Here is a 14,508-nt window from a genome sequence, read left to right as displayed (position 1 = left end):
ATCTGCCTGAAAAACCGCTATCGCGGCCTCGCGGTGCTCGTGCGCTCCTACAGACTGATTCCAATCGCATGTTGATGACAGGAGCTTTCAACCTGAACCCCGTAACCCCGGATGGCCGTTATTTCATTGTCAAAGGGCAACTGTGGCGCTGTTCCAATCCTGCACTGGATGAGAATGAGCGCCAGCGCCTGGTGAAAGACCTGATGGCCGCACGCTGCTCCGTCAAGGCAGCAAAGGCGTCGGGTGATCCTGATGAGATGACGGCGGCGAGATCAGCCGTTCAGTCGGCGAAAGTGGCCTTGGGGGAACGTGGGCCGGTGTGGTGGAAGGACGGTGCACCGGACTTCAACAGGCACAAGGTCGTCAATACACCGTACGCGGAGTGGTATCGGTCGCTGGGAGACGTCACTTCTTAGCACCAGGAAATAGTGGTAGCCCGATAGACGCCGGTTTTCAGAAGAAAAAGGAGACCAGGAGACTGCAAGAAGCTTTGAGTCAGATGGTGTCCCAGGGCAGGTTCGAACTGCCAACCTTCCCCTTAGGAGGGGGATGCTCTATCCAATTGAGCTACTGAGACGCAGTGGCCAGCACACAGAACTGTGCCAGCGAGGACGGCGTGCATGTTAACGACACATGACCATTTTGTCATGTCGTCTTTGGCTTACACGGCTGTGGTCCATATCCGTTTAATTTGCCCGAAATCTGCACGGTCATGCATTTTGCAACGTTTCATATGGCCATCATTGCAAAACGCATGCAAACACCCTCCTGCAGACATTTCAAGCTATTGATTTATAAGGGTTTTATTAGCAATCAAAGTTGGCATGCAGACTGCACTATTACTGACGGTAGAGACCCTTCCTTAAGAAAGTTCCATCGGAGGTAAATGAAAATGAACATCACCCTTTCAGTGTTGAACGCTGCAGCGCTGGTTGCACTGGTGGCTTTTCATTTTCAGGACGATGGTAAAGCAGAGCAAACCGCGCTGCAGACTCAGCCGCACCACCTGCTGCGCCAGGCACCGCAGCTGGCGGTCATGACTGATCGCAGCAACAAGCCTCAAGCTGTGACGCTTGCCAATGACGGCGATTCCCAAGCCTCTGGCTCAGCAAATCTGAGAACTGAGCCTCGCTGGGTTTTCTGAAGTCTTCCACGCCTCCGTGATGCAACGAATAATCGAAAAGAGAACCGCCATGTCCAAGTCCGCTGTGTCATTCATCCTCCTTGCCTTGCTGGCTGTAGCTGTTGACTTTCAGTTGCCTGCAACGGCTGAAGGGCTGAGTAGTGCTGCAAAGATCGCTGCTGGTGTGTTTTCGGTTCTGTTTGTTGTCGCTCTGATCCTCGGTCGCCGTTTCAAATTCGACCCGGTACTTCGTTAACTGCAACCCCCTCCTCTGCGGATCCATCATTTGCGATCCAGCGAAGCGTCAAGCGCGGGACTGGCGGGCTACCCGTCACGTCTGTCGGCCAGCATTCGTATTCCACTGGCAACCTTCTAAGCTGACAAATAGCCATCACGGCAGTCATGGGCTCGTAAAAGGTACGAATTCGCACCTTACAGATGAGCGGATGCTTTAGGGCTTTGCTAATTCGCTCGCAATTCTGATAATTGGTGCTGGCTAATCGCCTTTATCTGAGTCAATATTTGTCACAGAATTGACGCCAAGGATATGGCAGATTGGGGCATGATGCTGGCCTCTTGAGAACACGGTTGAACATTTCGCCAAAAGGGCTGTCACAGATTGACATCCATGCGGCGACTTGCAAGAACCGCTCCCCCTGAACTAACCGGTTAAATATATGAGCCCTATGAAACAGGCTACTTATTCCAGCCGCACGGCTGACAAGTTCGTCGTACGTCTACCAGACGGCATGCGTAATCGTGTGCAAGAGGTAGCTAAAAACCACCATCGCAGCATGAACTCAGAAATCATTGCTCGCCTCGAACAAAGCTTGATTCAGGAAGGTGCACTGGGCGACGAACCTAGCCTGCGCCTCGACAGTCCTGAGCTGTCCCTGCATGAACGTGAATTGCTGCAACGCTTTCGTCAATTGTCCCACCGTCAGCAGAACGCACTGGTGTCACTGATTGCACACGACACTGAGCTGGCTGCAGACAACGAAGACTGATCGCAAGATCAAGTTTTTCAAGCCAGCGTAATTGCTGGCTTTTTTTATTCGCGGATTTTTATTGCTTAGTTATTTGTAGTACCACCTTGTAAGACATATCCGCGAACCATAAAAAAACCGCCTGCGAGGGCGGTTTTTTTATGCAGCTAAAACAACTAAAGCAGGAAGATGGTGGCCAGCCCCAAGAAGATGAAGAAGCCACCACTGTCGGTGACTGCTGTGATCATGACGCTCGCCCCCATTGCCGGGTCTCGGCCGAGCTTGGACAGCGCCATAGGGATCGTGACCCCCATCAGGGCTGCCAGCAGCAGATTGAGTGTCATGGCCGCTGTCATCACGACACCCAGCGACCAGCTGCCATAGAGCAGATACGCCACGACCCCAATCACCCCACCCCACACGACACCGTTGATAAGCCCCACCGCCAGCTCTTTGCGCAGCAGGCGCTTGGTGTTGCCGGTATTGACCTGGTCGAGCGCCATGGCCCGCACGATCATTGTGATGGTCTGATTACCCGAGTTACCGCCAATCCCGGCCACAATCGGCATCAAGGCTGCCAGCGCGACCAGCTTCTCGATAGAGCCTTCGAACAAGCCAATCACACGCGAAGCCAGGAATGCAGTGATCAGGTTGATTGCCAGCCACGCCCAACGGTTATGCAGTGAGCGCCAGACGGAAGCAAAGATGTCTTCCTCTTCACGCAAACCGGCCATGTTGAGGACTTCGGTTTCGCTCTCTTCACGAATGAGGTCAACCATTTCGTCGATGGTCAGACGGCCGATCAGCTTGCCGTTCTTGTCCACCACCGGCGAGGAGATAAGGTCGTAACGCTCGAACGCCTGAGCGGCCTCGTAGGCATCACCATCCGGGTGAAAACTCACCGGATCATTGGCCATGACCTCCGACACCTGCTTCTCAGGGTCATTGACCAGAAGGCGCTTGATGGGCAGCACGCCCTTGAGCACGCCGTCGTAATCGACTACGAATAACTTGTCGGTGTGCCCCGGCAGCTCTTTCAGACGACGCAGGTAGCGCAGAACGACTTCAAGGCTCACATCCTCACGGATCGTGACCATCTCGAAGTCCATCAGCGCGCCGACTTGCTCTTCATCGTACGACAGCGCAGAACGCACACGCTCACGCTGCTGAGTGTCCAGAGCTTCCATCAGCTCATGGACAACATCCCGGGGCAGCTCGGGGGCAATGTCAGCCAGTTCGTCGGCGTCCATTTCCTTGGCGGCAGCCAGAAGCTCGTGATCGTCCATGTCGGCGATCAGCGTTTCCCGAACGGAATCGGATACTTCGAGGAGGATGTCGCCATCGCGGTCCGCCTTGACCAACTGCCAGACCGTCAGACGATCTTCGAGAGGCAATGCTTCCAGGATGTAGGCGACGTCGGCAGAGTGAAGATCTTCGAGCTTGCGTTGCAGCTCGACCAGGTTCTGCCGGTGAACCAGATTTTCTACACGGTCTTGATTCTGACCTTCCTGACGATGAGTCAGGTCTTCAACAATACGCTGGCGCTGCAGGAGCTCGATAACCTGAGCCAGACGATCCTGCAAACTATCCTGCGTTTTTTTTACTTCGATTTCGGACATAGGCGAACTCCACTCCCAGCAGCGGAGCACGCCGGGAGATCAATCAGTTAATGCATGATTGCTTAAAGAAACTGTTGAGTAACTACTGGGTAAGTCCATGGAGGTTTTCCACAAGCCCCGGCGGGGCTGACGGGCGCAATCATACACCGCTTGACCACATTGCACGCTACAAAATTCTGGCCAGAACAAGCGCTTGCAACACAAACTTCATAATCTGCGCGGCAATAGACCTTCGACGACACATCCCGCCAAGAAAACACCTGCCCGGCCAAATGACCTTGACTAGTCTTTTGCGACATCCGTTACGGAAGACCCCAGATGAACCAAACGCACGCCCGCCTTCTAGGCCTCGCCCTGCTATGCTCTTCAACCTTGCTGCAAGCATCGAGCGTTCTGCGCTGCGAAGACGCTACCGGCAACATCACCTTCACCACCCTGGGCTGCCCAAGCGGAGAGGACGTACAGTGGCAAGACGCTTACAACGCGCCGCCCGGCTCGGTTACGCCGTTGCTTCCCGGCGCTGAACAGCAGGACAGATCCGGTAGAAGATCAGCACAAGCCGCTCAATCAAAAGCTGCTCAATCAGAAGAATTGGTAATAGTCGGTCAGCGTGACGACGGATGCGGCAACCGCCTGAGCCCCGAGCAACGTCGACGGGCGATCATCAATCAGCAGACGCCACCCGGCATGACGCGCAAGGACGTAGAAAGCTTGCTGGGCAGACCCGACAAGGTCTCAAGCAGAAATGGCGAGACGCGATACGTGTATAACGAGAAGAAAGGCCGCAGTAGCCAGGTCACATTCGACGAGCACGACTGCGTAAAAGGCAAACGCTAGAAAGCAAAAAGCCCGTATCAGACGATACGGGCTTTTTGGTGTTTGGTGCACTCGACAGGATTCGAACCTGTGACCGCTCGGTTCGTAGCCGAGTACTCTATCCAGCTGAGCTACGAGTGCATTAGCGCTTGATAAACCAGATCACCGCTGGTTACAACAAAGTCACCTGCATTACTGCAAACAACTCTTAAATGGTGCACTCGACAGGATTCGAACCTGTGACCGCTCGGTTCGTAGCCGAGTACTCTATCCAGCTGAGCTACGAGTGCATTTGTTGCCGCGCATTATAGGCCGTCGAATCTTTTGGTCAAGAACTTTTTTCTAGTAAATTCAACAACTTACCGATTAAAGCCAGATACAACGTACTACGCAAATAATGGCGGAGAACGGGGGATTCGAACCCCCGACACCCTTGTGAGGTGTACTCCCTTAGCAGGGGAGCGCCTTCGGCCACTCGGCCAGCTCTCCGCAACACGGGGCGTATAATAACCACCCTTTTCCCCGTTTGCAAACCAAAAATTCAATAAAAATTAATGGCTTGGTTCTTCGTCCTTCTCTTTCTTGATGCGCAGGTAAATCTCTTCACGGTGGACAGCGACTTCCTTGGGTGCATTAACACCAATGCGCACCTGGTTACCTTTGACGCCGAGCACGGTCACGGTGATTTCTCCATCACCAATGATCAGGCTTTCTGCGCAACGACGAGTCAGAATCAGCATACCTTTCTCCTCACGCACTACATTCAGGAACAACAGTCTGCAAACCGAAGGCGACAACCGCGGCAGTAGCGCGGCTGTCACCAAGGTATCGACCGGCAAAAGCAAAAGAACAGTTTTCGCCCGGCAATAACGCAAGAGGCGCAGTCAGTCCGCGCCCCTTGCCGATACCATCACTCGCCCTGTCGAGGCGCATCCAGCTCAAAAGCGGTGTGCAGCGCACGTACCGCCAGCTCCAGATACTTCTCTTCGATCACCACCGAAACCTTGATTTCCGACGTCGAGATCATCTGGATATTGATGCTTTCCTTCGCCAGCGATTCGAACATGCGGCTGGCAACACCTGCGTGAGAACGCATGCCCACGCCAACAATCGATACCTTGGCGATCTTGGTATCGCCAATCACTTCACGGGCATTGATTTCACGCGCAGTGTTTTCCAGCACCTGCAAGGCAGCCTGGTAGTCATTGCGGTGAACAGTGAAGGTGAAATCGGTGGTGTTATCGTGCGCAACGTTCTGCACGATCATGTCGACTTCGATATTCGCGGCGCTGATCGGCCCGAGAATCTTGAACGCCACACCCGGGGTGTCTGGCACGCCACGGATGGTCAGCTTGGCCTCATCGCGGTTGAAGGCGATGCCGGAAATGATCGGCTGTTCCATGGATTCCTCTTCATCAATGGTAATGAGGGTACCTGGACCCTCCTTGAAGCTGTGCAATACGCGCAGCGGGACGTTGTACTTGCCGGCAAACTCCACCGCACGGATCTGCAATACCTTGGAACCGAGGCTGGCCATTTCCAGCATCTCTTCGAAGGTAATCTTGTCCAGACGCTGAGCCTGGGAGACCACACGTGGATCTGTGGTGTAAACACCATCGACATCGGTGTAGATCTGGCATTCATCGGCCTTCAGCGCCGCAGCCAATGCCACGCCAGTGGTGTCAGAACCACCACGACCCAGGGTCGTAATGTTGCCGTTCTCGTCCACGCCCTGGAAACCGGCGACCACAACCACACGGCCAGCCTTCAGGTCGGCACGAATCTTCTGGTCATCGATCTGCAGAATACGCGCCTTGTTGTGCGCGCTGTCCGTCAGGATACGGACCTGATTACCGGTGTACGACACTGCTGGCACGCCACGCTTCATCAGCGCCATGGCCAACAGGGCGATCGTCACCTGCTCGCCTGTCGATACGATCACATCCAGCTCACGAGGAACCGGCTGATCGCTGATCTGCCTGGCAAGGTCGATCAGGCGATTGGTTTCGCCACTCATGGCAGAAAGCACAACCACAAGGTCGTCGCCCTGCTCACGGAATTTCTTGACCTTGTCGGCAACCTGCTCGATACGCTCTACAGAGCCCACCGAGGTGCCTCCAAATTTCTGTACGATCAAAGCCATCTCAAAGCCGCCTCTGCCCGATTAAGGGCGCCCATTAAACGTTAAATCCAAGCGCCGGGCGGCCACGCCTGTGCGTGGCTGCTCCGGAAGGTCGACTTAAATACCCTGCTCGACGAAAGGCACGGTCAACGCCAGCGCTGCATCCAGCGCCCCCGCGTCAACACCACCACCTTGCGCCATATCAGGACGACCGCCGCCTTTACCACCTACGGCCGCAGCGGCCTGCTTCATCAAATCACCGGCTTTGAGTTGGCCAGTCAGGTCCTTGGTTACGCCTGCAACCAGTACGACCTTGTCTTCATGCACACTGCCGAGCAGGATCACTGCGCGACCGAGTTTGTTCTTCAACTGATCGACAAGCGCCAACAGCGCTTTGCCATCCAGACCGTCCAGGCGCACGGCCAGCACTTTCACGCCTTTGACATCCAGCGCGGAGGAAGACAGATCGTCGCCCGCTGCGCTGGCCGCCTTGGCCTGCAATTGCTCCAGTTGTTTTTCCAGCAGACGGTTGCGCTCAAGCACAGCCGTCAGCTTGTCCAACAGGTTCTCGCGGTTGCCTTTGACCAGCGTCGCGGCTTCCTTGAGTTGATCTTCTGCAGCATTGAGGTAGCCCAGCGCAGCTGCGCCGGTGACCGCCTCAATGCGTCGAACGCCAGCGGCCACGCCGCCTTCGCTGACAATCTTGAATACTGCGATGTCGCCGGTGCGAGTGGCATGAATACCACCGCACAGCTCGACGGAAAAATCACCGCCCATGCTCAGCACGCGCACGCTGTCGCCGTACTTCTCGCCGAACAGCGCCATGGCGCCACGCGCCTTCGCAGTTTCGATGTCGGTTTCGACCGTCTCGACTGCCGTGTTCTTGCGGATTTCGTCGTTGACGATGTCTTCCAGCGCTTTCAACTGCTCAGGCTTGATGGATTCGAAATGGCTGAAGTCGAAGCGCAGGCGCTGACTGTCGACCAACGAGCCCTTTTGCTGAACGTGCTCGCCCAACACCTTGCGCAAGGCTGCGTGCAGCAAGTGAGTCGCGGAGTGGTTCAACGCCGTGGCGTTACGCACCTCGGCATCGACTTCGGTGTTGACCGAAGCGCCCACCGTCAAGGTGCCGGCAGCGACAACGCCATGGTGCAGGAAAGCGCCACCGGTTTTGGTGGTGTCACGAATATCGAAGCGTACTTCACCAGCGCTGAGGTAACCGGCATCACCAATCTGGCCACCCGACTCGGCGTAGAACGGCGTGGTATCAAGGACTACAACGCCCTCTTCGCCTTCGCTCAACTGCTCGACTTTCTGACCGTCTTTATAGAGGGCCACGATCTTCGCTTCGCCGCGAGTCGCTTTGTAGCCAGTGAACTCGGTCGCCACGTCGACTTTGACAAGGCTGTTGTAGTCCATGCCGAACGAACTGGCAGAACGGGCGCGAACACGCTGCGCATCCATCTCGCGCTCGAAACCTTCCTCGTCGAGAGTCAGGTTGCGCTCACGGGCGATGTCGCCAGTCAGGTCCATCGGGAAACCGTAGGTGTCGTAGAGTTTGAACACCACGTCACCCGGCACGACATTACCTTTGAGTTCAGCCAGATCCTGTTCGAGGATCTTCAGGCCCTGCTCCAGGGTCTTGGCGAACTGCTCTTCTTCGGCCTTGAGCACGCGCTCGATGTGCGCCTGCTGCTGAACCAGCTCAGGAAACGCAGTACCCATCTCGGCAACCAGCGCGGCAACGATCTGATAGAAGAAGCTGCCCTTGGCGCCCAGCTTGTTACCGTGACGGCAGGCACGACGAATGATCCGACGCAGCACATAACCGCGACCTTCATTGGACGGCAGCACGCCATCAGCAATCAGGAAGCCACAGGAACGAATGTGGTCAGCCACGACTTTCAGCGAAGCCTGACTGTCGTTACCGCAGCCAATGGCTTTGGCCGAAGCAGCCAGCAGGCTCTGGAACAGGTCGATTTCGTAATTGGAGTTCACGTGCTGCAGAACAGCACTGACGCGCTCCAGGCCCATGCCGGTGTCTACCGACGGCGCAGGCAGCGGGTGCAACACGCCGTCAGCGGTGCGGTTGAACTGCATGAAAACGTTGTTCCAGATTTCGATGTAACGGTCGCCGTCTTCTTCCGGCGAGCCTGGTGGGCCGCCCCAGATTTCAGGGCCGTGATCGAAGAAAATCTCGGTGCAAGGACCACACGGGCCTGTATCGCCCATGGTCCAGAAGTTGTCGGACGCGTAAGGCGCGCCTTTGTTGTCCCCGATACGGACCATGCGCTCGGCAGGTACGCCGATGTCTTTGGTCCAGATATCGTAAGCCTCGTCGTCACTGGCGTAGACCGTTACCCAGAGTTTGTCCTTGGGCAGGTTCAACCATTTTTCCGAGGTCAGGAAGGTCCAGGCGTAGGTGATCGCATCACGCTTGAAGTAATCACCGAAGCTGAAGTTGCCCAGCATTTCGAAGAATGTGTGGTGACGCGCGGTGTAGCCGACGTTTTCCAGGTCGTTGTGCTTGCCACCGGCACGCACACATTTCTGGCTGGTCACTGCACGGGTATAGGCTCGCTTTTCCTGGCCCAGGAAGCAGTCCTTGAACTGGTTCATACCTGCGTTGGTAAACAGCAGGGTCGGGTCGTTGCCCGGAATCAGGGAACTTGAGGCTACACGGGTGTGGCCTTGCTCTTCGAAGAAGCCAAGGAAGGCTTCACGGATTTCTGCGCTTTTCATAGGTTCTTCCACGGAGACTGCGGCCAGAGGCAAGTGCAAAACGTCATATGACGTAGCGACGGCAAAGGGCCGCATTATATAGGCGTTGCGTCAACGGTACAGTCTGTTTGTACGATAGAACAAAGCTACTGGACTATCGGCGCTTCAAGTGCGGGAAAAGTCAGCAAATGCTGTGATTACGGTCTCGAGTTGCTGACGGGAAACATCCAGGTGAGTGATCATCCGCAGACGCGGCGCAGCACTGAGCGTGATACCGCGTTCGGCACAGAACGCCTTGAGCGCCTGAGCGCGATCGCCGATGTGCACATAAACCATATTGGTCTGCACCGGTTCAACCGAGTAACCCAGCTCCGTCAGTGCAGAACCCAGAAATGCGGCATTGGCGTGATCATCGGCCAGACGCTCGACCTGATGCTCCAGCGCATACAGGCCCGCTGCCGCCAGCATCCCGGCCTGACGCATGCCGCCGCCGACCATTTTGCGCAAGCGGCGGGCCTTGTCGATGAACGCCTGAGAGCCGCACAGCACCGAACCAATCGGCGCACCCAGCCCCTTGGACAGGCACACTGACACCGAATCAAAATGCTGAGTTATTTCCCGCGCATCAACGCCCAGTTTCACTGCGGCGTTGTATAACCGGGCGCCATCCAGATGCAGCGCCAGGCCATGTTGCTGAGTGAATGCGCGGGCTGCCGCCAGATAGCTCAACGGCAGGACCTTGCCCTGCATGGTGTTTTCCAGGGCCAGCAGACGGGTGCGGGCAAAATGGAAATCGTCAGGCTTGATGGTTTGCAGCACCTGATCCAGGTCCAGCGAACCATCGGCCCGGTTTTCCAGCGGCTGCGGTTGAATGGAGCCCAGGACCGCTGCGCCGCCACCTTCATACTTATAGGTGTGGGCCTGTTGGCCGACGATGTATTCATCGCCACGCTCACAGTGGGCCATCAAGCCCAACAGGTTGCTCATCGTGCCGGTCGGGACGAACAGCGCAGCCGCGAACCCGAGTCGGTCCGCCAACCAGCCCTCAAGACGATTGACCGTCGGATCTTCACCGTAGACATCATCACCCAGCGGTGCCTGCGCCATGGCGGCGCGCATCCCATGAGTGGGCTGAGTCACTGTGTCGCTGCGCAAGTCGATAACCGTCACGGTAAAGCTCCCTGGAAAAGACGAACCTCAGTTGTGAGGTTACGGATAGGAATAATCAAGGCGCTGGTGTTGAATTCCAAGACTTTCTTATAAGAAAAAGTCAGGACGACTGTAGGAATGCGTCCAAGCACATTCAGTAAAACTGTGATAAAAAATGCGCGCCGTTGAAATATTTCAGCGGCAACGTTCTCAGGGCGGGGTGCAATTCCCCACCGGCGGTAATGACGCGCAATGCGTCTAGCCCGCGAGCGCCTGCAAACGCAGGGTCAGCAGACCTGGTGAGATTCCGGGGCCGACGGTCATAGTCCGGATGAAGAGAGAACGGGATTGGCACCACTGCAACGCATCGCGCATCGTCACGAACGGATTTCGTTCCCATGATTGCCGGGCTTAGCCTGACCTTCCCATTCGATCCAAAGTGCCCTGTTTTTTTATAGACAGGAGACAGAACAGATGCAACCCACCGCAATCGACAGCAAAAGCAAAAACCACGCGAACGAGCGTATCGCTTTTATCCAGGCCTGCTGGCACAAGGATATTGTCGATCAGAGCAAAATCGGCTTCATCGCTGAAATGGCTAATCATGGTTACACCGAAGCGGACATCGATTTCTTCGAAGTCGGCGGCGCCTTTGAAATCCCATTGCACGCCAAACTGCTGGCCAACAGCGGCCGCTACGCAGGCATCGTCGGCGCAGCCCTCGTTGTGGATGGCGGGATCTATCGCCACGAGTTCGTCGCTCAGTCGGTGGTCAGCGCGCTGATGCAAGTACAGCTGGAAACTGAAGTGCCGGTGTTCTCGGTAGTCCTCACCCCTCACCACTTCCACGCAGGCGAAGAACACCTGAAGTTCTTCTTCGAACACTTCCTGCACAAAGGCCAGGAAGCGGCGAAAACCTGCGCGGATACCGTTGCTAAAGTGCGTGCGATTCGCCGGAGTGAAGGGCAGAAGAAAGTCGGCTGATTGACTGGTATCGCTCTCACGGGTTGGCGATGAACCTGTGGGAGCGAATTCATTCGCGAAAGCGGCATTACAACCGACAGATATCTATCGAATGTACTGCCCTATTCGCGAATGAATTCGCTCCCACAGGTGCTCTGCAATTCTGAGATCGCGCAAAATCTGCGAGAGCGCCGCAATTATCGCGTCAGGCTCAGACCAGCCCGTCCGCTGTAGCCGGCACGATCAATATCCCCGCCCGCAGCCCGTTTTTGACCTTGGGATTCGGGAAGATGATCCTTGCGCCCTCTTCTTCTACTATCCAGCGTGAATGGCTCAGGTCGTCAGCCAGAACGTAGCCTTTATCCAGCGGCGAAAAGTTTTCCACGTCCAAGGGCAAGTGCAGCCTGAAACCATCGCTGTGCTTGATGATTTCCCGGGCAACGCTGAACAGCTGCAAACCCTCAAGACTTTCGTCCACCGCGGGCTCAGTGCCTTCGATCATCTGCTCCAGACGCGTGCGCAAGCGAGTCAGATCAACTTCCTGGTTCTGCCCGAACGGTCGCGCCTTGCCCAGCTCAAGGGTAAAAGCCTCGGCCCCGAGCTTGTCGTAGGTATAGGCGCTGAATACGATAGAGGGTTTTTTCTGCAGCAATACCGCCGTCATGCCTGCTGCCTGCAACCGCGCCAGCTCCCGGCGCGAATGCTGACGCCCTTCTTTCCAGGGATACAGCGCGAATTGTTCGATCTTCGAACCACGAATCGCCGTGTGCAGGTCGTAGTGCAAACGGTAGCGATCCGGAATGCTGAAAAACGTCGCCGCCAGCCGCTCCAGCTCGCAGGCGCGTAACGCCTCAGCTCCACCGCTGTGCTCATGACGACCGTTGAACAGCCGATTGACGTCCTGCTCAACATACCGCTCGCCACGGCGCATGGCGTCGGGATTACCGAACAGGAAAAGAATACGTGCCCGCGGCTGTAATTCGGCGCGGGCAATGCTGCGGATCAATTCATCCAGCAGCTCGATAGGTGCCGTCTCGTTGCCATGGATTCCGGCGGACAACAGCAAATCCGTGCCGTTGTCCCGATCCTGGGCAGGACGCACTTCCAGCGCACCTTCGCTCAGCCATCGCAATCGCACTCCGGCGACTGTCACTTGAGTCTTTTCTGCCGGTTCACGTCCAGCCAAAGTCAGGTCAAGCAGTTTACCGAGGGCGAGCATAGGCACTGTTCCCGTAGTGGGTGAAGTGAGTCTTAGTGATTGCAGTCCGGGCCGTGCACATGCTCTTCGTCTTCACCGACGTCGGCAGGCTCCATTTCCAGCTGCAGGCTGACCAGGTTGGTCGCCAGAGGACGCAACAACAGGTTGGCGTACTCGGCATCACCTTCTTCGACATCGACGCCGATCAGCAACTGGCCGCGGCCATCGTGCTGAATCCAGATTTCCTTGCCCTGCCAGACGACCGCAACGCGGGTGCAGGAGGTTTCCAGTTGGGTGCCATCGGTGTCTTCAAGGATCAACTGCAGGGTGTCGCTCATAATCGGTGTTCTCTATGGATAGGTAAGGACGGCGGGTCGTGCCAGGCACCACCCGCCAGAATTTCAGGCCAGCTGAAAAGGATAAACTGCGCCCAGTTTAAGGATTTGCGTCAATTCATCCAATGCTCCGCGGCATTCGACCAGCAATTGCGGGTCTGCCAGATCATCTTCGCTCATGCGGTCACGATAATGCCTGTCGACCCACTGGGTCAGCGTGTCGTACAGCGGCGCGGTCATGATAACCCCGGGATTGACCGCCGCCAGCTCGGTTTCATTGAGCGCGACCCGCAGACGCAGGCACGCCGGGCCGCCGCCATTCTGCATGCTCTGCTTGAGGTCAAAGACTTTAACCTCCCTGACCGGACCAGCACCCGCGGTCAGCTCTTGCAGGTAACGCCAGACTCGCTCATTGCCGCGACACTCTTCGGGCACGACCAGCAACATGGTGCCATCGGGGCGGGACAATAGCTGGCTATTGAACAGGTACGAACGCACCGCATCTTCGACCGAAACTTCGGCACGCGGAACGCAAATCGGCTGGAGCTGGCCGCCGCAACGGGCAAGCTTGTCCTGCAATTCAGCCAGCATGCGCTCGGTATGGAGAAATGCGTCCTCGTGATAGAACAACACTTCGCCGTTACCCACGGCAATCACATCGTTGTGAAACACACCCTGATCAATCACCGCCGGGTTCTGCTGACCGAAAACGACGGCGCTGTCACTCAAACCATGCAAGCGAGCCACGGCCTGGGATGCTTCGAGGGTCTGGCGCGCAGGGTACTTCTGCGGCTCAGGAAATCGCGAATCAAAAGCGCTGCGCCCGAACACGAAAAACTCCACCCCCGCCTCGCCATAGTCACGACATAGACGCGTGTGGTTGGCGGCGCCCTCATCACCAAACTGGGCAACAGAAGGGAGTGCCGCGTGGTGGGCAAAGTGTTGCGAATTGGCGAACATCGCCGCCAGCACGCGGCTGGTGGTCGGGTGCTCGATGCTGCGGTGGTATTTGCAGGCCAGGTTGGCGGCGGTGAAATGCACGCGGCCATCAGCGGTGTCGGCGCTCGGGCTGACCGTTGCGGCGTTGGCGACCCACATGCTCGAGGCTGAACAACTGGCAGCCAGCAGAGGTTTGGCTTGCCTGGCAGCCTGCTCGATCACATGTGCGTCTGTGCCGCTAAAGCCAAGACGGCGCAGACCGGCGATATCCGGACGCTCCTGTGGCGCGAGGACACCCTGGGTAAACCCCATGTCCATCAACGCCTTCATCTTCGCCAGGCCCTGCAACGCAGCCTCGCGAGGATTGGAGGACTGCAGGCAGTTGCTTTGCGAGGCGACGTTACCGTACGACAGACCGCCGTAGTTGTGCGTCGGCCCGACCAGGCCGTCAAAATTGACTTCGTATGATTTCATCGGCTCGGCTCCGTGGATCTTTTCTTATAAGCGTAAGGTTCAATCATCGCTTCGCAGCCTTGG

The 14,508-nt window shown here is 56.6% G+C and carries 14 protein-coding genes, 4 tRNA genes and 1 riboswitch; of the genes, 6 read left to right on the top strand and 12 right to left on the bottom strand.

Annotated features, from left to right (window positions below):
* Positions 1–92 precede the first annotated feature (92 nt).
* Positions 93–416: a hypothetical protein gene (locus tag KDX30_RS21955; RefSeq protein ID WP_231677482.1), complete on the top strand. Its 324-nt coding sequence runs from the start codon at positions 93–95 to the stop codon at positions 414–416.
* Positions 417–500: 84 nt separating this feature from the next.
* Here the strand turns inward: KDX30_RS21955 and KDX30_RS21950 are convergent.
* Positions 501–577: transfer RNA gene (locus KDX30_RS21950), tRNA-Arg, on the bottom strand.
* A 315-nt stretch (positions 578–892) separates the two neighbouring features.
* Between KDX30_RS21950 and KDX30_RS21945 the strand changes: the two genes are divergently transcribed.
* The 3 genes from KDX30_RS21945 (at position 893) to KDX30_RS21935 (ending at position 2,130) form a co-directional block, all read left to right on the top strand.
* Positions 893–1,144 (top strand): hypothetical protein, encoded by a 252-nt coding sequence (locus KDX30_RS21945; protein ID WP_099267518.1) that lies wholly within the window; start codon positions 893–895, stop codon positions 1,142–1,144.
* Between the two features lie 49 nt (positions 1,145–1,193).
* Positions 1,194–1,379, top strand: a complete 186-nt coding sequence (locus KDX30_RS21940) for a PA3371 family protein (protein WP_027900089.1) — start codon at positions 1,194–1,196, stop codon at positions 1,377–1,379.
* A gap of 421 nt (positions 1,380–1,800) precedes the next feature.
* Positions 1,801–2,130: an Arc family DNA-binding protein gene (locus tag KDX30_RS21935; RefSeq protein ID WP_027900088.1), complete on the top strand. Its 330-nt coding sequence runs from the start codon at positions 1,801–1,803 to the stop codon at positions 2,128–2,130.
* 155 nt (positions 2,131–2,285) lie between these two features.
* Here the strand turns inward: KDX30_RS21935 and mgtE are convergent, their stop codons facing one another.
* Positions 2,286–3,728 carry a magnesium transporter gene (gene mgtE / locus KDX30_RS21930; protein WP_027900087.1) on the bottom strand — a complete coding sequence of 481 codons (1,443 nt, stop codon included), beginning with the start codon at positions 3,726–3,728 and terminating at the stop codon, positions 2,286–2,288.
* Positions 3,729–4,046: 318 nt separating this feature from the next.
* Between mgtE and bamE the strand changes: the two genes are divergently transcribed.
* A complete protein-coding gene (bamE, locus tag KDX30_RS21925) occupies positions 4,047–4,565 on the top strand; it encodes an outer membrane protein assembly factor BamE domain-containing protein (RefSeq protein ID WP_122396608.1) in 519 nt (172 codons plus the stop codon).
* A 43-nt stretch (positions 4,566–4,608) separates the two neighbouring features.
* On the opposite strand, the gene KDX30_RS21920 is transcribed toward bamE, so the two are convergent.
* The 7 genes from KDX30_RS21920 to ltaE form a co-directional block, all read right to left on the bottom strand.
* A tRNA-Arg gene (locus KDX30_RS21920) sits at positions 4,609–4,685 on the bottom strand.
* A 72-nt stretch (positions 4,686–4,757) separates the two neighbouring features.
* Positions 4,758–4,834 (bottom strand) — tRNA-Arg (locus tag KDX30_RS21915).
* 108 nt (positions 4,835–4,942) lie between these two features.
* A tRNA-Ser gene (locus KDX30_RS21910) sits at positions 4,943–5,033 on the bottom strand.
* Positions 5,034–5,095: 62 nt separating this feature from the next.
* A complete protein-coding gene (csrA, locus tag KDX30_RS21905; RefSeq protein ID WP_002554426.1) occupies positions 5,096–5,284 on the bottom strand; it encodes a carbon storage regulator CsrA in 189 nt (62 codons plus the stop codon).
* A 170-nt stretch (positions 5,285–5,454) separates the two neighbouring features.
* The gene (locus KDX30_RS21900) at positions 5,455–6,687 is read right to left on the bottom strand and encodes an aspartate kinase (protein WP_027900085.1); all 1,233 of its coding nucleotides are present in this window, start codon (positions 6,685–6,687) and stop codon (positions 5,455–5,457) included.
* Positions 6,688–6,783: 96 nt separating this feature from the next.
* Complete coding sequence (gene alaS / locus KDX30_RS21895) at positions 6,784–9,408, bottom strand: alanine--tRNA ligase (protein WP_231677480.1); 2,625 nt, start codon at positions 9,406–9,408, stop codon at positions 6,784–6,786.
* 144 nt (positions 9,409–9,552) lie between these two features.
* Positions 9,553–10,557, bottom strand: a complete 1,005-nt coding sequence (ltaE, locus tag KDX30_RS21890) for a low-specificity L-threonine aldolase (protein WP_231677479.1) — start codon at positions 10,555–10,557, stop codon at positions 9,553–9,555.
* Positions 10,558–10,738: 181 nt separating this feature from the next.
* A riboswitch (FMN riboswitch) is annotated at positions 10,739–10,884 on the top strand.
* 126 nt (positions 10,885–11,010) lie between these two features.
* Here ltaE and KDX30_RS21885 point away from each other — a divergent pair.
* Positions 11,011–11,520: a 6,7-dimethyl-8-ribityllumazine synthase gene (locus KDX30_RS21885; protein ID WP_095094594.1), complete on the top strand. Its 510-nt coding sequence runs from the start codon at positions 11,011–11,013 to the stop codon at positions 11,518–11,520.
* 190 nt (positions 11,521–11,710) lie between these two features.
* On the opposite strand, the gene astE is transcribed toward KDX30_RS21885, so the two are convergent.
* The 3 genes from astE to astB form a co-directional block, all read right to left on the bottom strand.
* Complete coding sequence (gene astE, locus KDX30_RS21880) at positions 11,711–12,718, bottom strand: succinylglutamate desuccinylase (RefSeq protein WP_231677478.1); 1,008 nt, start codon at positions 12,716–12,718, stop codon at positions 11,711–11,713.
* 32 nt (positions 12,719–12,750) lie between these two features.
* Positions 12,751–13,035: a hypothetical protein gene (locus KDX30_RS21875; protein ID WP_027900080.1), complete on the bottom strand. Its 285-nt coding sequence runs from the start codon at positions 13,033–13,035 to the stop codon at positions 12,751–12,753.
* Between the two features lie 63 nt (positions 13,036–13,098).
* On the bottom strand, positions 13,099–14,445 hold the full coding sequence (astB, locus tag KDX30_RS21870) for an N-succinylarginine dihydrolase (RefSeq protein WP_122704459.1): 1,347 nt from the start codon (positions 14,443–14,445) through the stop codon (positions 13,099–13,101).
* Between the last annotated feature and the right edge of the window lie 63 nt (positions 14,446–14,508).

The sequence above is a fragment of the Pseudomonas quasicaspiana genome (assembly GCF_021147825.1).
Classification (GTDB): Bacteria; Pseudomonadota; Gammaproteobacteria; order Pseudomonadales; family Pseudomonadaceae; genus Aquipseudomonas; species Aquipseudomonas quasicaspiana.
Note: the sequence above shows the minus strand (reverse complement) of the source record. Positions and strands in the feature narration are given on the sequence as shown.